Annotated in this window: 14 protein-coding genes and 1 pseudogene; 11 read left to right on the top strand and 4 right to left on the bottom strand. The window is 63.9% G+C overall.

The genetic code is table 11. The annotated features are described in order from the left end of the window. The first annotated feature begins 96 nt into the window (after positions 1 to 96). A complete protein-coding gene (locus V1278_RS13070; protein ID WP_057843407.1) occupies positions 97 to 972 on the top strand; it encodes a branched-chain amino acid ABC transporter permease in 876 nt (291 codons plus the stop codon). Next, positions 969 to 3,503 carry a branched-chain amino acid ABC transporter ATP-binding protein/permease gene (locus V1278_RS13065; RefSeq protein WP_334381010.1) on the top strand — a complete coding sequence of 845 codons (2,535 nt, stop codon included), beginning with the start codon at positions 969 to 971 and terminating at the stop codon, positions 3,501 to 3,503. Before V1278_RS13070 ends, V1278_RS13065 begins: the two co-directional genes overlap by 4 nt. A gap of 154 nt (positions 3,504 to 3,657) precedes the next feature. On the opposite strand, the gene hemC is transcribed toward V1278_RS13065, so the two are convergent. The 4 genes from hemC to V1278_RS13045 all read right to left on the bottom strand — a co-directional run bounded on the left by hemC (position 3,658) and on the right by V1278_RS13045 (position 8,794). Then, positions 3,658 to 4,644 carry a hydroxymethylbilane synthase gene (hemC, locus tag V1278_RS13060; RefSeq protein ID WP_334381009.1) on the bottom strand — a complete coding sequence of 329 codons (987 nt, stop codon included), beginning with the start codon at positions 4,642 to 4,644 and terminating at the stop codon, positions 3,658 to 3,660. Between the two features lie 188 nt (positions 4,645 to 4,832). Beyond that, positions 4,833 to 6,938, bottom strand: coding sequence for an acetate--CoA ligase family protein (locus V1278_RS13055; RefSeq protein WP_334381008.1), 2,106 nt, complete (start codon positions 6,936 to 6,938; stop codon positions 4,833 to 4,835). Between the two features lie 9 nt (positions 6,939 to 6,947). Next, positions 6,948 to 7,730: an enoyl-CoA hydratase/isomerase family protein gene (locus tag V1278_RS13050; RefSeq protein ID WP_334381007.1), complete on the bottom strand. Its 783-nt coding sequence runs from the start codon at positions 7,728 to 7,730 to the stop codon at positions 6,948 to 6,950. Between the two features lie 53 nt (positions 7,731 to 7,783). Beyond that, positions 7,784 to 8,794 (bottom strand): tripartite tricarboxylate transporter substrate binding protein, encoded by a 1,011-nt coding sequence (locus V1278_RS13045; RefSeq protein ID WP_334381006.1) that lies wholly within the window; start codon positions 8,792 to 8,794, stop codon positions 7,784 to 7,786. 238 nt (positions 8,795 to 9,032) lie between these two features. Between V1278_RS13045 and V1278_RS13040 the strand changes: the two are divergent. From V1278_RS13040 to V1278_RS13000, 9 genes and pseudogenes are all read left to right on the top strand, one after another. Continuing rightward, positions 9,033 to 9,188, top strand: a pseudogene (locus V1278_RS13040) (helix-turn-helix domain-containing protein); the annotation flags it as partial. 6 nt (positions 9,189 to 9,194) lie between these two features. After that, complete coding sequence (locus V1278_RS13035; protein ID WP_334384168.1) at positions 9,195 to 9,788, top strand: IclR family transcriptional regulator domain-containing protein; 594 nt, start codon at positions 9,195 to 9,197, stop codon at positions 9,786 to 9,788. A gap of 123 nt (positions 9,789 to 9,911) precedes the next feature. Further along, on the top strand, positions 9,912 to 11,159 hold the full coding sequence (locus V1278_RS13030) for a multidrug effflux MFS transporter (RefSeq protein WP_334381005.1): 1,248 nt from the start codon (positions 9,912 to 9,914) through the stop codon (positions 11,157 to 11,159). A gap of 90 nt (positions 11,160 to 11,249) precedes the next feature. Beyond that, the gene (locus V1278_RS13025; protein ID WP_334381004.1) at positions 11,250 to 12,668 is read left to right on the top strand and encodes a M20 family metallopeptidase; all 1,419 of its coding nucleotides are present in this window, start codon (positions 11,250 to 11,252) and stop codon (positions 12,666 to 12,668) included. A 182-nt stretch (positions 12,669 to 12,850) separates the two neighbouring features. Next, a complete protein-coding gene (locus V1278_RS13020; RefSeq protein WP_334381003.1) occupies positions 12,851 to 14,647 on the top strand; it encodes a peptide ABC transporter substrate-binding protein in 1,797 nt (598 codons plus the stop codon). Positions 14,648 to 14,668: 21 nt separating this feature from the next. After that, positions 14,669 to 15,628, top strand: coding sequence for an ABC transporter permease (locus V1278_RS13015; RefSeq protein ID WP_334364247.1), 960 nt, complete (start codon positions 14,669 to 14,671; stop codon positions 15,626 to 15,628). Further along, on the top strand, positions 15,594 to 16,514 hold the full coding sequence (locus tag V1278_RS13010) for an ABC transporter permease (RefSeq protein WP_334364248.1): 921 nt from the start codon (positions 15,594 to 15,596) through the stop codon (positions 16,512 to 16,514). Before V1278_RS13015 ends, V1278_RS13010 begins: the two co-directional genes overlap by 35 nt. Then, entirely contained in the window at positions 16,514 to 17,506 is a 993-nt protein-coding gene (locus V1278_RS13005; protein WP_334381002.1) for an ABC transporter ATP-binding protein, read from the top strand. Before V1278_RS13010 ends, V1278_RS13005 begins: the two co-directional genes overlap by 1 nt. Further along, positions 17,503 to 18,471, top strand: coding sequence for an ABC transporter ATP-binding protein (locus V1278_RS13000; protein WP_334381001.1), 969 nt, complete (start codon positions 17,503 to 17,505; stop codon positions 18,469 to 18,471). The genes V1278_RS13005 and V1278_RS13000 overlap by 4 nt, the downstream gene beginning before the upstream one ends. The last annotated feature ends 46 nt before the right edge of the window (positions 18,472 to 18,517 follow it).

Raw genomic sequence — 18,517 nt, 5'->3', positions numbered from 1 at the left:
GAATCCGGGCGTCGGGCACACTGGCGTTAACGGCGCCGGCACAGATCGGCCGGCGCCGTCTCTTTTTCAAGGTGCGGTTAGAGTCGCGGATCGCAGATGCAGTTTGGATTCCTGCTTGAACAGGTGGTGAATGGCCTGGTGCTCGGAGGCTATTACCTCCTGATTGCGCTTGGGCTGTCGCTGATCTTCAGCGTCGGCGGCATCGTCAACCTCGCGCATGGCGCGTTCTATGCGCTCGGCGCCTACATTTCCGTCGAGATCACGAAGTATCTCGGCTTCGGCTCGGCGGTGGTGCTGTCGCCGGTTGCGGTCGCGCTGCTCGGCATTCTCTTCGAGCGCTTCATCCTGCGAAGGTTCTACGACGCCGACCCGATCCTGAGCTTGCTCGTGACGTTCGCCCTCGCCATGGTGACTGAACAGGCGATCCGCATCATCTGGGGCGCGCCGCCGATCTCGGCCGCGATCCCGCAGGCGCTTCGCGGCTCGGTGTTCCTCGGCGATTTCCTGTTCTCGCGCTATCGCTTGCTCATCCTCGCCGTCGTCGCTGCAGTCCTGCTCGGTGTCTGGCTCTTGCTGCACAAGACGTCGTTCGGCCGCGTGGTGCGCGCCGGCATCCAGCGGCCGGACATGGTCGCCGCACTCGGCATTCGCTTGCAGCCCTACATGACCGCGATCGTCATGCTGGGCGTCGGCATGGCCGCGCTCGGCGGCGCCTTCTTTGCACCGATCACGATCGTGCATCCGGCGATGGGCGCCGAGATCATCACGGTTGCCTTTGTCGTCGTCGTGATCGGCGGCCTCGGCAGCTTTTGGGGCGTGGTGATATCAGCCCTTCTGGTCGGTGTCGTCAGGGGCATCACCATCCACTTCGCGCCGGCTGCCGGTGAAGCCTCGATCTATGTGCTGATGTTCCTGGTGCTCATGGTGCGGCCGCGCGGGCTGCTCGGCGAACGTATCGAGAAGTTCGAATGATGACGCCTGCCGCCAAATTTCGTCCGCTGCTGCTGGCCGCGCTTGCCGTCATCGTGCTGCCGTTCGGCCTCTATCTGCTCGGCCTGTCACTCAACACCGGCACGATGGTGGTGGCGCTCGCCATTGCCGCGATGGGGCTCAACCTCTGCATCGGCTATACCGGGCTCGTCTCGTTCGGCCACGGCGCCTGGTTCGGCATCGGCGCCTATGCGGCGGGACTGATCCAGCGCAACTGGTTCGGTGGCGACATCTTCCTGCCGCTGCTACTTGCGGCGATCGTCGTCGCCGTCATCGCGACCTTCGTCGGCTTCGTCATTTTGCGCCGGCGCGGCGTCTATTTCTCGCTGCTGACGCTGGCGCTGTCGGCGCTGACCTATACCATCGCTTTTCGCTGGACCGCGGTAACCGGCGGCGAGGACGGTCTCGGCGGCCTGAAGCGGGGCAGCATCGGCCCGTTCAGCCTCGATAACGCACTCAACTATTACCTCGTCGTCTCCGCACTCTGCCTCGGCGTGCTTTATCTCCTGCTGCGGCTGGTGCGCTCGCCGTTCGGCCATGTGCTGATGGCGATCCGCGAGAACCAGTTGCGCGCCACGTTCCAGGGCTATCCGGTCGAGCGCTACAAGCTCGGGGTCTTCGTGATCTCGGCGGTCGTGACCGGCTTTGCCGGCGGGCTGATCGGCTTCCAGAACTATCTGGTCTCTGCCGAGGCCGTTTCCGTCCCGTTCTCCGGCGAACTGCTCGCCATCGTCGTGATCGGCGGCATGCGCAGCATGCTCGGACCGGCGATCGGCGCGCTGTTCTTCATCCTGTTCCGCGAGTTGTTTTCAATCTGGACGCCGAACTGGCTGCTCTGGTTCGGTCTCGTCTTCGTCGCCTTCGTGCTGTATTCGCCAGGCGGCCTCGTCGGCATCTGGGCGACACTCGCAAAGCGCTGGTGGCCGCCGCCGGAAGAAACCGCCGCGATGAGCAGGCGAAAAATCTACCAAGGCCTGCCTTTGCCGGCCTTCCTGCGGCCGAAAGCGATCGAGGGTATTGTGCTCGACGTGCAAGGCGTCTCGAAGAGCTTTGGCGGCATTCGCGCGGTCACCGATGCGAGCCTCACCGTCGGCGCGGGCGAAATCCACGCCTTGATCGGGCCGAACGGCGCAGGAAAAACCACGCTGTTCAATCTGGTCTCCGGCCTCTATCCGACCGACAGCGGCACCATCAGGCTGAACGGCCGCGAGATCCAGGGCGTGCCGTCGGAGGCGATCTGCCATCAGGGACTGGCCCGCTCGTTCCAGATCACCAATCTTTTCAAGGGCCTTTCGATCTACGAAAACCTTCGCCTGTCGCTACAGGCGCAAAGCCCGGGGCGTTTCGACCTGTGGCGTGACATCGACCACTACAGGGATATCCACGCCGAGACCGCGGAGCTGATCAAGTTCCTCGGCCTAGAAGGCATCGAGACAATCGAAGGCGGCGAACTGTCCTATGGCGGGCAGCGGCTGGTCGATCTCGGCATCGCGCTCGGCTCCAAGCCGCAGGTGCTGCTGCTGGATGAACCGCTCGCCGGGCTTGCCGCCGCCGAGCGCGAGCGCGTCTCGAACCTGGTCAAGAACATCGCCGCCAACATTCCGGTCCTGATCGTCGAGCACGACATCGATCGCGTGCTCGGCTTCTCCCGCACCGTCACCGTGATGAACCAGGGTGAAGTGCTGATGACCGGCACGCCCGAGGCCGTGCGCGCCGACCGCAAGGTGCAGGAGATCTATACCGGCACCGGCGTTCCCGAGGTCGAGCATGTCACGAGCGAGCAGGCCCGCGACAGCACAGCCCCCATTCTGCGCTTCGAACGCGTCAACACGTTCTACGGCAAGAGCCATATCCTGCACGACGCCACCCTCGACGTGCGCGAAGGGGAAATCGTTGCGCTGCTCGGCCGCAACGGCGCCGGCAAGTCGACGCTCCTGAAGACGCTCGCAGGCCTCGTGCCGTTGTCGTCAGGCGCGATCGAATATTCCGGCATGGACATCTCCCGCCTGCCTGCGCCCGAGATAGCGCGCGCCGGCATCGGCTATGTGCCGCAGGGCCGCGGCCTGTTCGCCGGGATGACGGTACGGGAAAATCTCTCGCTCGGGCGTCTCGCGCGCAAGACCGACGGCAGCAACGGCGTGGTGTGGGACGAAGCGCAGATCCTCAACTATTTCCCGCGTTTGCGCGAGCGCATGGACGTCGCGTCGGATTATCTTTCCGGCGGCGAGCAGCAGATGGTGGCGGTGGCGCGCGCGATGTCGGGCAATGTCAAACTCCTGCTGCTCGATGAGCCCTTCGAGGGGCTGGCACCCGCCGTGATCCTCGAACTGTTCAAGGTGTTCGACCGGCTGCGACAACACATCTCCATCGTGATCGTCGAGCACAATCTCGACCTAGTGCTGGCGCTCGCCGACCGCGTCTTCGCGCTGGAACGCGGCGCGGTGTTCCATCAAGGACCGGCGCAACCGCTGCTGACGGATCTCGAATATCGCAAGAAGATTTTGTGGCTGTAACGCCCACCGCGTCATTGCACCTCCGCGCATGAGAGGCACGCCGCGGCGCATCCACGTCATTGCGAGCGCAGCGAAGCAATCCACATTTCGGCTCGGGGATAGATGGATTGCTTCGCTGCGCTCGCAATGACGCTGGGCGCGATAACCGGCACCCTCACGCAAGCATCGAATCTTCCTCCGGCCGCGTGCGCGCGATAATCTCTGCCGCGCCCTTGTCGAGCAGATCGAGCCCAACGGCGCGACCGAGTTCGCGGGGGCGATCTGCCGGACCACTCCGCGACACCTCGATAAAGCAGTCGCCGGCTTCATCCAGCACGGCGGCCGTCAGCGTCATCTCACGATCCGCCAACGTCGCATGGCCGGCGATCGGCGAGTTGCAGTGGCCGTTTAAAACCCACAGCACTTCGCGCTCGGCCTCGGCGCAGAGGCGCGACGAGGCGTCCTCGATCTTGGCGAGCCGGCCGCGCGTGACCCAGTCCTTCTCGACGCATTCCACCGCGACGATGCCCTGCCCTACCGCGGGCAGCATTTCGCGAACCAAAAAGTCATGGACGATACGCGATGCCATTCCGATGCGTTCGAGCCCTGACCTTGCCATCACCAGCGCATCCGCCGGTCCCACCTCGCCGCCATCGGGAAGCCGCTGCTTGTCGCCGCGATCGAGCTTTGCGACACGGGTATCGGCGGCGCCGCGGAAATGGATTACGGTGGCCTCGGGGAATAGCCGGCGCAGATAGGCGGCGCGGCGCACCGCATTGGTGCCGATCTTGAAGCCTTTACCTTTCGATGCGCGAAACGCATCCAGCGAAAGGCCCGGACGCAACACCAGCGCGTCGTTGGCCGGATCGCGCGGCAGGGTCGCCGCGATGATCAGGCCCGGCGTCTCCTCGTTGCCGGGAACGTCCTTGAGCGAATGCATCGCCGCCTGCAATTCTCCGCCGCGCATCGCCTCGCGAATTTCAGCGACGAACGCGCCGCCCTTGCCGCCGTGGCGCAACAGCTTGCTGGTCTGGTCCTGATCGCCGCGGGTTTCGAACTTGACGATCTCGACATCGAGCGCCGGATCAGCCGCGCGCAGCAGCCGCGCAATTCCTTCCGTCTGCGCCAGCGCCATCGCGCTCTTGCGCGTGCCAATCTTCAAGGTTTGTCCTGACACAAGGTCTCCGTTCGATCACAACGATTGTCTCGAGCGTAGGGGATAGAGCAAGCGGTCCTCCAGAACAACGTCTTTGGCGGCGGGAAAACCGGCCGCTTGATAGCCGGCCCCTTCGGCCGCTCATCTCGAAGCAACCCATTGTGCAACAAAGCAATTTACCTGCCAGGAGGGCTTCAGCCTCTGCCATCCCCATCTGCCGCGAGAACGACGACACCGTCTCCCGCCTTAACTCCGTTCCCTCTCGGCAAGACAAACAAAGGATTGATCTCCGCCTCCAGTAGGTTCTTTCCGATCGACGTCGCCATGCTGGAGAAAGCGAGCATGGCGTCGACGAGAGCATCGACATCGGCAACGGGACGGCCGCGAAAGCCGCGCAGCAGCGGGGCAGACTTCAGCTCGTCGATCATTTCCTCCGCATCCCGCCGCGAAAGCGGCGCCAGTCTCACGGCGGTGTCCTTGTAAAGTTCGGCGGCGATGCCGCCCATGCCGAGCAGGATCGAGGGGCCAAGCTGCTTGTCGTACTTGAAACCGAGGATCATTTCGATGCCACCGGTCACCAGTTCCTGAACCAGAAATCCCTCGGGCTTTCGGCCTGTCGCCGACAAAAAGCCTTCTGCCATACGCATGCAGATGGCTCCGGCCTCACCGGGCGCGATATTAACCGCCACTCCCCCGACATCGGACTTGTGAAGCACCTCGCGCGAGAGAATCTTGATCGCGACGTTGCCGCCGAAATTCAGCGCAGCGGGCGCAGCTTTCTCTGATGTAGCGACACAGACCTCGCGGGTGATCGGAACGCCGAACTTCGCAAACAGCGCCTTGCTCTCATACTCGTTGAGAGGACCTGGCCGCAGCATGCTCTGGACATCGGCTCCAAACGCCGCGGGGACAGTCGGCGCGCTGACTTGCGGAGAACTCTTGTCGCGCATGCGCCACATGGCGGAAAACGCGGTGGCGCAGGCCTCTGGGGTGGCGAAAGTCGGTATGCCCGAGAGATTGAGATGCCTGATCGCCTGCGGCGCGTGGGGACTGGCAAATGTCACAATCGGCTTGTCGGTCCGGGCGAAGCAATCGCGCAAGGGCGCGCCGACAATCTCTGGCTCGGTGATCGAGGACGATCCCAGGATGACGGCAACCGCATCGTAGGAAGGACTTTCGAGCACGCTGTCGAGCACACCTCGAAAGTATTCGGATTTCACGCCCGCCAAGGTAACGTCGATCGGGTTTCGATCCAGCACGGCATCCGGGATGTTCAGCGCCTTCAAGCGCTCGGCCGTCATCTGGTCCGGCGCCAGGGTCTCAAACCCCGCCAGGCCGGCCGCGTCGGCGACCAGGCTCGCCGCGCCGCCGGTTGATGTCACCACGGCGATACGGCGACCTTTCAGTCGCCGCCCGGAGCTTAATGCCAGCGGAATATCGAGCAGATCGGAGAATTGCAGCGCCCTGATGATACCGAGTTGCCTGAACAACGCATCGTAGACGGCATCCGATCCCGCGAGCGCTCCGGTATGCGAGCTTGCGGCATGGGCGCCGGACTCGGATCGCCCGACCTTGAAGGCGACGATCGGCTTGCCGGCTTGCGCCGCCCGCTGCGCCGCCTGGCGAAACTGCATCGGCTTGCGCAGGCCTTCCAGATAGAGCGCAATCACCTGCGTGGCGGGATCGTCGATCAGGTAGTCGACGAGATCGGATACATCGATATCGGCTTCATTGCCCGTCGCGATCAGTTTGGAAAACCCGATCCCCTGGGCCTCGGCTCTCGACAGCAGCGATCCGAGAATGCCCCCGCTCTGCGATACCAGCGCGATCGAGCCGGGCACAGCCTGGCTGTTCTGAAGCGCCGCACTCGCCGACAATGCGATCCCATCGGTGAGATTGACGAGGCCGATCGTATTCGGCCCGAGCAGCCGCATGCCGCCCGCGGCGCTTTTCAACGCCTGCTGTCGCGCCATTCCGTCCGCGCCGCTTTCGCCAAATCCGCCGGCGAGCACGATGGCCGCCCCGGTGCCGATGGCGCCGAGGTCCCTCACCGCTTCCGGAACGCGCGCAGAGCCGACCAGAACGATGGCAACATCGGGCGCATGCGGCAACGACCGGATGTCCGGAAAGCAGGGATGGCCGGAAATCGACGGATAGCGTGGGTTCACGGGAAAGATTTCGTGCCCGTAGCCATGCTTTTGCAGAAAGGCGAGCGGACGGCTGGTCAACTTGCCGGCATCGGCCGACGCGCCGATGATCGCCACGCTCTTCGGTCGGATCAAACGTTCCAGAGCGTCCATATCGGCCTCCTAGCGCCCGGATTTGTCGAGGAATACCGCCACCGATTCCCGGTGCTCGGCAGTCGTGTAGCAGATCGCCTGGGCCTCGCGTCCCAATGCAAAGACCTGCTCTTCCGCCGTTTCAAACGTGCGGTCCATGATCCCCTTGGTCAGAGCGATGGCTGCAAGAGAACCCTTGCTGAGATCGCGCGCCCATGCGGCCGCATCATGCACGAGCGTCCCGGCCGGACGCACGCGATCTGCGAGGCCAATCGCGATGGCTTCGGCCGAACCCACGGGACGGCCGGTGAAGATCATCTCCTTGGCGCGGGACAGCCCGATCCGGCGCGGCAGGAAGTACATGCCTCCGCCATCGGAGACCAGTCCGCGACGAACGAAGCTCATGCTGAACGCCGCATCTTCCGAAGCCACGATGAAATCGCAGGCGAGCGCGAGATCGCATCCGAGACCCGCGGCGGCGCCGTTCACCGCCGCAACCGTCACCTTCCCCATGCCGTGGAGTGCCGCGACACTGCGGTGAGTCTGCTGCTGTCTGCGCCAGCCGTTGAACGCCACCTTTCCGGCCGGCGCCTGCAGCCGATCGCGCATGCCGGAAATATCGCCGCCCGAACAGAACGATTTTCCATTGCCGGTGAGGACCACTGCCCGCACCGCCTCGTCGTTACCGGCGCGGTCGAACGCGGCGATGAACTGGGCACGCATCTCATCGTTGATGGCGTTGCGCACATCCGGCCTGTTCAATCGCACGATGGCGACGGAATCCTCAACTGAATACTCGACCAGGCTAGTCATCGTTACCTCTCACCGGATGATGGATCTCATGGATGTCCTGGCGACGTTGCGGACTACTCCACCTTGATGTTCGCGTCCTTGATCAGCTTGCCCCATCGCGCTTCCTCGTCCCGCACATAGCGGTCGAGCTCTTCGGGGGCGCCGCCGACCATGATCAGGCCCTCATTGGTTTCGAGGCGCTTGAAAGCCGAGGATTGAACCGCCTTTGCGACGGCCTTGTTCAGACGCTCGATGATCGGCGCAGGCGTCTTCGCCGGCGCGTACAATCCGTACCAGCTCTCCGCGGCGTAGCCTGGCACCCCGGCCTCGGCGACCGTCGGCAAATCGGGAAATGCAGACGAACGTTCCGCGGTAGTGACGGCCAATGCTCGCAATTGCCCGCCTCCGATGAGCGAGGCGGCGCTTGCCACCGTGGTGAAGATGACATCGATCTGGCCGCCCAAAAGATCGGTGATCGCCGGCGCGGCGCCCCGGTAAGACACCGTGGTCAGGTTCACATTGGCCATCGATTTGAACAGTTCGCCCGCCAGATGGGCCGAAGTCCCCGTGCCGAACGTACCGTAGTTGAGTTTTGCAGGGTTGGCCCTGGCTTCCGCGATCAAGTCGGCGACCGATTTGATCTTCGATGCTGGATTGACGACGACGATATTGAGCGATCGCGCGATCAGCGAGACCGCCGCGAAATCCTTGTGCGGATCAAACGGAAGCTTGTTGTTCAGACTCGGATTGACCGCATGGGCGAAGCTTGCCAGTAGCAGCGTGTAGCCATCGGGCTCGCTGGTCGCGACAAGCTGGGTCCCGATGACGGTGCCGGCGCCCGGCTTGTTCTCGATGATGACCGGCTTACCCAAATCCGTCGAGATCTCCTGTGCCAGCGTTCGCGCGATGATGTCGGTGCCGCCGCCGGAGGAGAAGGGAACGACGATCTTGATGACCTTGGCCGGGTATTCGGCCCGGACCGGGGTGCCGGCCAGCGCCGCCATCAACGACAGGGCGGCAACAATGATCGGCAGGCGCCGGCGCGCCGCGGTTCTTGAAGGACAGATGGCCTTGCGCTTTGGCATGCGTGCCTCCCTTGGGCTGTTTTCGGGCATTTGGAAAATGCGTCTGTCACGGCGGCTTCTTTCCGGGCCGCGCTCCTGCAGCTAGCACGGGCAATTCTGCAGCGCCCGAGGCCATTTCCATCTAGTGGAATTGGCGGAACAGGTGCCGACGCTGCCAAGGTGACGGCATGGGCCGGCCGCTTGCTTCCCGCCGGCGATCTCGCCTATCCCTTGGACAAGCCGAGGGAGGCGGCGCGCCATGAGAGCTGCGGGCGGCAATCGTTCGTTGCAAAGGGGCATCGAGATCCTGCGCGCATTCCGCCAGGGCATCGATGTTCTCGGAAATGGAGAGATCGCGGAACGAACCGGAATTCCCCGCGCAACGGTCAGCCGGCTCACGCGCACGCTTGTGCAATCGGGCATGCTGGACGACGTTCGCAGCGAACGCGCCTACCGGCTCGCCGCAGCGGTGATCAGCTTCGGGCATGCGATGCGCGTGAGCTCGCCGGTGCTCAACGCCTTGGGCCGGATGATGCGTGCCGAATCCATGCGGCGAAGGATAAATGTAGGACTGGCCACCGCGGACCGCTCGATGATGGTCTATCTGGAATCAGTGCGCTTCGACCCGCGCGTGGCGCTACGCAACGTCGTTGCGGGACAGCAGGTGCCGATGGAGTTGACCTCGCTCGGGCGCGCCTATCTGGCGGGCATCACTGAACAGGAAAGAGCCCGTCTGTTCGCGACCTTCAAGCGGCGCAGTGCCGGGGCAACGCAAAGCTTGCTCGCCGAGGTGCAACGATCGATCCGGTCGGTCAAGCGCGATGGGTATTGCGCCGTGTCGTGGCAGCGCGGCGTTCTCGCGGTCGCGACACCGATTGTCGTCAAGGGTCTGCCGGTCTATGCGCTGAACATGAGCACACAGAATGTGCAACCCACCGCGCGGCTTTCCGCCGAGATGGGTGCCTATCTCATGGCGTTTGCCAAACGGTGCAATGAGGCACTCGCCGGCGAATAGGTCAGCACGGCAGTCTGCCCGATCGATGTGCGTTCGGCCGGCCGCCGATGGTCTGCCATTCGAAAACGCCGATTGTGCATCGCACCAGAATCCATAAGGTGCCGCCCTCAAGAGGATTTTTCGTTGTCCGATACCAGTGCCGATGCCTTGGCCGCTTCAGGCCACCGCCCAATGGGCTTCCGCGAATTTGTGATCGTGATCGCGTCGATCATGGCGCTGAATCCGCTTGCGATGGACATGATGCTGCCGGCGCTGCCGGACATCGCGTCCGCCTTCCACATCACCTCGGCCAACCGGCCGCAGATGGTGCTGTCGGTCTTTCTGGTCGGCTTCGGCGTCGGGCAGTTCGTGATGGGCCCCTTATCCGACCGGTTCGGCCGGCGGCCGGTCCTGCTCGGGGGCATGGCCGTCTATTGCATCGCCAGCCTGCTCGCGATTGCCGCCCCCTCTTTCGAAACGCTGCTGCTGGCTCGCGCACTGCAAGGCCTCTGCACCTCGGCAACCCGCGTGATCGCGACATCGATCGTGCGCGACTGCTATGCCGGCCGGCGCATGGCCAGCGTGATGTCGCTGGCGATGATGATGTTCATCGCGGTGCCCGTGGTCGCCCCGGCCTTCGGCCAGGCCGTGCTGCTGCTGACGCAATGGCGCGGCATCTTCATCGTGCTGATGCTGTATGGCGTGGTGGCGCTGATCTGGAGCGCGCTGCGCATGCCCGAGACGCTGCCGGTCGAAAAGCGCAGGTCGCTCGCCGTCGGCGAGGTGCTTGACGCGTTCCGCCAGACGCTGACCAATCGCCAGACGCTGGGTTATGCGCTGGTCGCCGGCGGCATATTGGGTTCGCTGTTCGCGTTCGTGTTTACGTCGCAGCAGGTGTTCACCGAGATCTACAAGCTCGGATATTATTTTCCGCTTGCGTTTGCCGGCGTCGCGGTCGGAACCGCCATCGCCGGCTTCGTTAATTCCCGCCTCGTCGGCCGCCTCGGCATGCGTGTGATCTCCCACGCTGCTCTGCTAGGCTTCGTGGTCATCGCCGCAACCATGCTGGTCGCGGCGAAAATGCAGATGCTGCCGTTGCCGCTGTTCATGGTGCTCTCGGTATCCATGATGTTTGCGTTCGGGTTGATGATCGCCAATTTCACCGCGCTCGCCATGGAGCCGCAGGGCCATATCGCCGGCACCGCCGCGTCGCTGTACGGCTCGATCACCACCCTGCTCGGCATCGGCATCGGCGCCACCATCGGCCAGGATTACGACGGGACGCTGGTGCCGTTCGCGACCGGCTTTCTGCTCTGCACGCTGGCCGCGCTCGCGGTGGTGCTGGTGGTGGAGAAGGGCCGGCTGTTCAGGCCGCACGTCTTTAAGGTGTGACGAGCATGGCGGATACCTGCCCTGCGCTGGGCGTTATCTCGCGAAGCTGGTAACAATTGCTCACATCGCCTCTAAGTCAGGAATTGGAAGATGGATAACCGCAGTAGCATCTGGCGTGGCGTCGACACCATCAAGCCGCGCTTCATAGACTTGAGCAACCGGGTCTGGGCGATGCCCGAGATCTGCTACACCGAGACGCGTTCTTGCGCCGAACATCTCGCCGAGCTGCGTCATCAGGGTTTCCGCATCACGGAGCAGGTCGCAGGCATTCCTACCGCCCTGATGGGCGAATGGGGCAAAGGCGGACCCGTGATCGCCTTCCTTGGCGAATATGACGCCCTGCCCGGTCTCAGCCAGGAGGCTGGAGTGGCGGAACCGCGGCCGCTGCAGGCCGGCGGCCATGGCCATGGTTGCGGCCACAATCTGCTCGGCTCCGCCGCCCTGCTCGCGGCCACGGCCGTGAAGGATTGGCTCGCCGAGCACAAGGTGCCGGGGCGCGTGCGCTATTACGGCTGCCCCGCGGAGGAAGGCGGAGCGGCGAAAACCTTCATGGTGCGATCGGGCGCCTTCGACGACGCCGATATCGCGATCACCTGGCATCCCCACAGTTTCTGGGAAGTCGTGGTGACGCCCTCGCTCGCCAACACCCGCGCCGACTTCATCTTCACCGGGCGCACCTCGCATGCCGCGGCCTCGCCGCATCTCGGCCGCAGCGCGCTGGATGCGGTCGAACTGATGAATGTCGGCGTTAACTACATGCGCGAACACATGCCGAGCGACGCGCGTGTTCACTATGCCCTGCTCGACACCGGCGGCATCGCCCCCAACGTGGTGCAGGCCCATGCCCGCGTGCGCTATTCGATCCGCGCCCGCGATCTGCCCGGCATGAACGAACTGGTGGAGCGCGTCCACAAGATCGCGCAAGGCGCGGCGCTGATGACCGAAACGGGTGTGGAGATGCGGATCATTTCCGCCGTCTCCAATTTGCTGCCCAACACCCCGCTCGAACAGGCCCTTCACGACATCATGGAGGAACTCGGCCCGCCGCATTTCGACGAGGCTGACAAGGATTTCGCGCAAAAAATCCGCTCGACGCTGACCGAGAAGGATATCGCTACCGTCTACCATGCGATCGGCATGGAGCCGACCGACCGGCCACTGGCCGATTTCATCGTGCCGCTGGACGCCAAGCGCAACCCGCTGATCGGATCCACCGATGTCGGCGACGTGAGCTGGGTCGTGCCGACCGTCCAGGTTCATGCCCCGACCATTGCCATCGGCACCCCCTTGCACACCTGGCAGGTGGTGGCGCAGGGCAAGAGCCCGCACGCCCACAAGGCCATGGTGCAGGCCGCCAAGGCCATGGCGGCGCTGGGCGTCAGGGCTCTGACGGAACCGGACCTGATCGCCGCCGCCAAGGCTGACCTGAACAAGCGCACCGCCCGCACCCCCTATGTCAGCCCGCTGCCGGACAGCGTGGCCCCGCCGCTGGACATGTCGCTGGTCTGACCAAGCGAACAAATTTGGCGCACAGAAACGGCCGGATTGCCGAAGCCGTGTGCGGTGCAAGGACTTTTTGCCCAAACGACGACCATTGAACCGTTTGCGTTCAAACGATGCGCAATCTACCTTCCGTCGGCCGCGGCCCGCGGGCCCGGCCACAACCAAACGAAAACCAGACGGGGACAACGATGCTGGACACTGAACTCAAAGCCATGATCGACGAAGTAAAGGACGGGCGCATGGATCGCCGCGGCTTCGTTCGGCGTATGCTTGCTTTCGGTCTCACCGCACCCATGGCGACGCAGATTCTGGCCATTGGCGGCGTGGCCATGGCCGAAGGCCCCTCCGTCTACAAGCCGACCAAGCGCGGCGGCGGCGGCGCGCTGAAACTGCTCTGGTGGCAGGGACCGACCCTGCTCAATCCGCATTTTGCCACCGGCACCAAGGACCAGGACGGCTCGCGCCTGTTCTATGAGCCGCTCGCCTGCTGGGACCCGGACGGCAACATGAAGCTGGTTCTGGCCGCCGAAATTCCCTCGCTGCAGAACGGTGGCCTCGCCGCCGACGGCAAATCGGTGATCTGGAAACTCAAGCCCGGCGTCAAATGGCACGACGGCAAACCCTTCACCGCCGATGACGTGGTGTTCAACTGGGAATACGCCCGCGATCCCGCCACCGCCACCGTGACCATCGGCTTTCATCGCGACATCACTGTGGAGAAGGTCGACGACCTCACCGTCCGCATCCTCTTCAAGAAGCCGACGCCATTCTGGGCCGATGCCTTTGTCGGCGCCCCCAACTGCATCATCCCAAAACACCTGTTCGCGGACTACAAGGGAGCCAAGTCGCGCGAAGCGCCGAACAACCTCGCCCCCGTCGGCACCGGTCCCTACAAATTCGTCGAGTTCAAGCCGGGCGATGTGATCCGCGGCGTGCTCAATCCAGACTACCATATGCCGAACCGCCCACACTTCGACACCGTCGAGATGAAGGGCGGCGGCGACGCGGTCTCGGCTGCGCGCGCCGTCATCCAGACCGGCGAGTATGATTTCGGCTGGAACATCCAGGTGGAAGACGACGTCCTGCTGCGCCTGGAAAAGGGCGGCAAGGGCAAGACCGTCTATGCGGTCGGTGGCGACACCGAATTTATCGCCCTCAACTTCACCGACCCCAATACCGAGGTCGACGGCGAGCGTTCCTCGATCAAGACCAAGCACCCGCTGCTCTCCGATCCCGCGGTGCGCAAGGCACTCTCGATGCTGGTCGACCGCGAGGCCGTTAAGAAAGTCATCTATGGCCGCGCCGGACGCGTCACTCCCAATTTCCTCAACGGCCCCGAGAAGTTTGTTTCCAAAAACACTAGCTGGGAATTCAGCATCGAGAAGGCGTCCAAGCTGCTGGAGGACGCGGGCTGGAAAGTCGGCGCGGACGGCATTCGCGAGAAGGACGGCAAGAAGCTGAAGCTTCTTTACCAGACCGCGATCAACGGCCCGCGCCAGAAGACCCAGGCGATCGTCAAGCAGGCCTGTCAGAAGGCCGGCATCGACGTCGAGCTGAAATCGGTGGTCGCCTCGGTGTTCTTCTCCTCCGACGTCGCCAACCCCGACACCTACGCCAAGTTCTATGCTGACCTCGAGATGTTCCAGATCCCGATGAGCCAGCCGGATCCGGCCCAGCACATGCGCCGCTATCATTCGCGCAATGTCGCCACCAAGGAGAACAAGTGGCAGGGCGTGAACTTCCCGCGCTGGGTCAACAAGGAATATGACGCGACGATCGACGCCGCCGAGGCCGAGACCGACATGGTGAAGCGCGCCGCTCTCTACATCAAGGCCAACGACATCATGATGCAGGACATCGTGTTCATCCCGGTGATGCACCGCCTGAAAGTGGAAGCTGCCGCCAACACGCTCCGCCCGGTGATCAGCGGCTGGGCCAACGAGACCGACAATCTGTTCGACTGGTATCGGGAGGCGACGGGCTGATCGCGAAGGGATTTTTCCCTCATGAGCCAGTATGTGCTGCGTCGTCTCATGATCGCCGTGCCGAGCCTGCTCGGCATTTCGCTCGTTCTGTTCATCGTGCTGGCGCTCGCGCCCGGCGATCCCTTCAGTGAACTGGCGACCAATCCGAACGTGCCGCCCGAAGTCGGGGCGGCGCTTCGGGCCAAGTTCGGCCTCGACGATCCGATCTACGTCCGCTACCTACGCTGGCTCGCGGCGATGGCGCAAGGCGACTGGGGCTTTTCCTTTGTCAGCCGGATGAATGTCGACACGCTGATCCTGCAGCGCCTGCCGACCACGCTTTACGTGATTGGCTCGGCGCAAATACTGGCGCTGCTGATCGCGATTCCCGTGGGCGTGTTCGCCGCGACCAGGCCCTATTCGATCTTCGATCAGATTGCCAACACATTTGCCTTCATCGGCTTCTCGCTGCCGACTTTCTTCACGGGGCTGCTATTCATCCTGGTCTTCTCGATCACGCTGGACTGGCTACCCTTTGTCTATTCCAGCGACATCAAGGCGACCGGGATACGCTGGCTTTTCGAGCATATCCGCCAGGCCATCATGCCGGTGATGGTGCTCGGCCTGTTCCAGGCAGCTTCGATGACGCGCTTCGTGCGTTCGGCCATGCTGGACGTGATCCGCCTTGACTACGTCACCACCGCCCGCGCCAAGGGCCTCGGGCAATCGAGAGTGATCGTCAAGCACGCGATGCGCAACGCGATGATTCCGGTCGTCACCCTGGTCGCGCTGCAGATGCCCGCCGTGTTCGGCGGCGCCATTGTCACCGAGCAGATATTCCGGATTCCGGGGATCGGCTCACTGCTGATTTCCTCCATCCTCTCCAACGACACGCCGGTTGTGATGGCCGTGACCTTCGTCTTCGCCTGTCTTGTGGTGCTCTTCAACTTGATCGCGGATGTCCTCTATGGCTGGCTTGACCCTCGCATCTCCTTCCGCTGAGCGGCGGCCGGCCTGGTCGCCCTGGCGCGAGACTTGGCGGCGCTATCGCCGCCACAAGCTCGCCGTGGTCAGCGCGTTCCTGCTGCTTGTCCTGATCGCAGCGGTGGTATTCGGTCCCTTCGTCTGGCGCGTCAGCATCAACGACATCGATTTCAATGCGCGCCTTGAGGGCCCCTCGCTCGCCCATCCCTTCGGCACCGATGATCTCGGACAGGATATCCTCGCCCGCATGATCTATGGTGGACGTATCTCGCTCGCGGTTGGGCTTGCCGCCATGGCGGTCGCCGTCCTCGTCGGTACGCTGATCGGTGCGCTCGCCGGCATGTCGCGCGGGGCGCTCGGGCACGCGCTGATGTGGCTGACCGACCTGTTCCTCTCGCTACCGCAACTGCCGCTGCTGCTGCTTCTGATCTATCTGTTCCGCGACGGGCTCAAATCCGTGTTCGGGCCCGAGGGCGGCATCTTCATCCTGATCGTGCTCGTCATCGGCGGCCTGCGCTGGATGCCGGTCGCGCGGCTGGTGCGCGCTCAGTTCCTCTCCTTGCGCGAGAAGGAATTCGTCGAAGCCGCGCGCGCGCTCGGCGCCAGCCCGTTGCGGCAGGTGGTGCGGCACATCCTGCCTAACGCAGTCGGCCCCGTGATCATCGCCGGCACCATCGACGTCGCCGCCGCGATCATCGCCGAATCGACGCTGTCGTTTCTCGGCCTCGGCTTTCCGCCGGATACCCCGACCTGGGGGCGGCTATTGTTCGACGCCAAGGATTATCTCGACATCGGTCCGCATTGGGCGTTGTTTCCGGGCGGCGCCATCTTCATCGCGGTCGTGGCCATCAATTTCATCGGCGATGGCATGCGCGATGCGCTCGATGCGAGGCGGGTGATCTGATGGCCCCATTGCTCGAAATCAAGGGCCTGAAAACCCACTTCGCCACCGACGACGGCATGCTGAGGGCGGTCGACGGCGTCGACATCACGCTCAACAAGGGCGAGACGCTCTGCGTGGTCGGCGAGTCCGGCTGCGGCAAGACCGTCACCGCGATGTCGGTCCTGAAACTGATCGCAATGCCGCCCGGCCGCATCGTCCAGGGCCAGATCCTGTTCGAGGGCCGCGACCTGGTGCCGCTCACCAGCAGCGAACTGGATAACATCCGCGCCAAGGATATCGGCTTCATCTTCCAGGAGCCGATGACCTCGCTCAACCCGGTGCTGACTGTCGGCGAACAGGTTGCCGAGAGCCTGCGCCGCCACGAGGGCCTCTCTAACAAGGACGCACTCGCCCGCACGGTCGAGATGTTCAAGCTGGTACAGATCCCCAACGCGGAAGCCCGTGTCCATGATTACCCGCATCAGTTCTCGGGCGGCATGCGCCAGCGCGTCATGATCGCGATGGCGCTGGCCTGCAAGCCCAAGCTTGTCATCGCCGACGAGCCGACCACCGCGCTCGACGTGACCATCCAGGCGCAAATTCTCGACTTGTTGCAGGACATGAAGGAACGCTTCGGCATGGCGGTGATGCTGATCACCCACGCCATGGGCGTGGTGGCCGAAACCGCGCAGCGGGTCGTCGTCATGTATGCCGGCAAGGTGGTCGAAGAAGCCGATGTCGACAGCCTGTTCGAAAGCCCGCGCCATCCCTACACGCAAGGCCTGATCCGCTCGATCCCGCGCATCGACCTTGCTGCCGCGCGCAAGACCCGGCTGGAAGCGATCGGCGGCACGGTGCCGAACCTGATCAATCCCGCACCCGGCTGCCGCTTCGCGCCGCGCTGCCGCTACGCCTTTGGTCGTTGCGCCGAACAGGAACCGGTGCTGCGCGAGGTCGCACCGGGCCATCGCATGGCGTGTCACCTCGAAGACGTGCGCGGAGAGACGGCATGAGCGAACCCCTGCTGCGCGTCACCGATCTGAAAAAGCACTTTCCCGTCAAGGGCGGATTCCTTTCGCGCGAGGTCGGGCGCGTGCATGCGGTGGACGGCGTGTCGTTTGCAGTCAATCGCGGCGAAACGCTCGGGTTGGTCGGCGAGTCCGGCTGCGGCAAGTCCACCACCGCGCGCTGCGTGCTGCGCCTGGTCGAACCCAGCGAAGGCGAGATCGTCTTCGATGGGCGCGACGTGCGAGGCCTTTCCGGCGGCGACCTGCGCGCCATGCGGCGCAACATGCAGATCGTCTTCCAGGACCCCTTTGCCTCGCTCAATCCGCGCATGACGGTCGGCGCGATTCTCGGCGAAACCTTCACCATCCACGCGCTCGCTTCCTCGGCAAGCGAGCGGGATGACCGCGTGGCGAGCCTGCTCGTCAAGGTCGGGCTGAAGGCCGAGCACATGCGCCGCTACCCGCACGAATTTTCCGGCGGCCAGCGCCAGCGCATCGTGATTGCGCGCGCACTTGCGGTGGAACCCAAGTTCATCGTCTGCGACGAGCCGGTTTCCGCGCTCGACGTCTCCATTCAGGCGCAGGTGATCAATCTGTTGGAAGACCTGCAGGCCGAGCTCAAGCTCACCTATCTGTTCGTCGCCCACGATCTCTCCGTGGTCGAGCACATTTCCGACCGCGTCGCGGTGATGTACCTCGGCCGTATCGTCGAGTTGGCTGACGCGAGCGACCTCTACCGCAATCCCCGGCATCCCTACACGCAGGCGCTGCTTTCCGCCGTGCCGGTGCCGGACCCGAAGGTGAAGCGCAAGCGGATCCGACTGCAGGGCGACGTACCCAGCCCGATGAACCCGCCGCGCGGCTGCCACTTCCACACCCGCTGCCCGATCGCCGAGCCGCGCTGTCGGGAAAGCGCGCCCGAACTGAAGCAAGGCAGCGACGGGCATTTCGTCGCGTGTCATCTGGCCTGACAGCGGCGGCTTATTCCGCCTGGCTATCCGCCGCGTCTCATGGGGC

It is taken from the genome of Bradyrhizobium sp. AZCC 1577 (assembly GCF_036924575.1).
Lineage (GTDB): Bacteria > Pseudomonadota > Alphaproteobacteria > Rhizobiales > Xanthobacteraceae > Bradyrhizobium.
This window is presented reverse-complemented; position numbering and strand designations above follow the sequence as displayed.

Excerpts from the sequence above, each read along its gene's own strand:
- V1278_RS13070 (WP_057843407.1), top strand. The coding sequence starts at position 97 with ATGCAGTTTGGATTCCTGCTTGAACAGGTGGTGAATGGCCTGGTGCTC.
- V1278_RS13065 (WP_334381010.1), top strand. The coding sequence starts at position 969 with ATGATGACGCCTGCCGCCAAATTTCGTCCGCTGCTGCTGGCCGCGCTT.
- V1278_RS13055 (WP_334381008.1), bottom strand. The coding sequence starts at position 6,938 with ATGGACGCTCTGGAACGTTTGATCCGACCGAAGAGCGTGGCGATCATC.
- V1278_RS13050 (WP_334381007.1), bottom strand. The coding sequence starts at position 7,730 with ATGACTAGCCTGGTCGAGTATTCAGTTGAGGATTCCGTCGCCATCGTG.
- V1278_RS13045 (WP_334381006.1), bottom strand. The coding sequence starts at position 8,794 with ATGCCAAAGCGCAAGGCCATCTGTCCTTCAAGAACCGCGGCGCGCCGG.
- V1278_RS13035 (WP_334384168.1), top strand. The coding sequence starts at position 9,195 with ATGCTGGACGACGTTCGCAGCGAACGCGCCTACCGGCTCGCCGCAGCG.
- V1278_RS13025 (WP_334381004.1), top strand. The coding sequence starts at position 11,250 with ATGGATAACCGCAGTAGCATCTGGCGTGGCGTCGACACCATCAAGCCG.
- V1278_RS13020 (WP_334381003.1), top strand. The coding sequence starts at position 12,851 with ATGCTGGACACTGAACTCAAAGCCATGATCGACGAAGTAAAGGACGGG.
- V1278_RS13015 (WP_334364247.1), top strand. The coding sequence starts at position 14,669 with ATGAGCCAGTATGTGCTGCGTCGTCTCATGATCGCCGTGCCGAGCCTG.
- V1278_RS13010 (WP_334364248.1), top strand. The coding sequence starts at position 15,594 with ATGGCTGGCTTGACCCTCGCATCTCCTTCCGCTGAGCGGCGGCCGGCC.
- V1278_RS13005 (WP_334381002.1), top strand. The coding sequence starts at position 16,514 with ATGGCCCCATTGCTCGAAATCAAGGGCCTGAAAACCCACTTCGCCACC.
- V1278_RS13000 (WP_334381001.1), top strand. The coding sequence starts at position 17,503 with ATGAGCGAACCCCTGCTGCGCGTCACCGATCTGAAAAAGCACTTTCCC.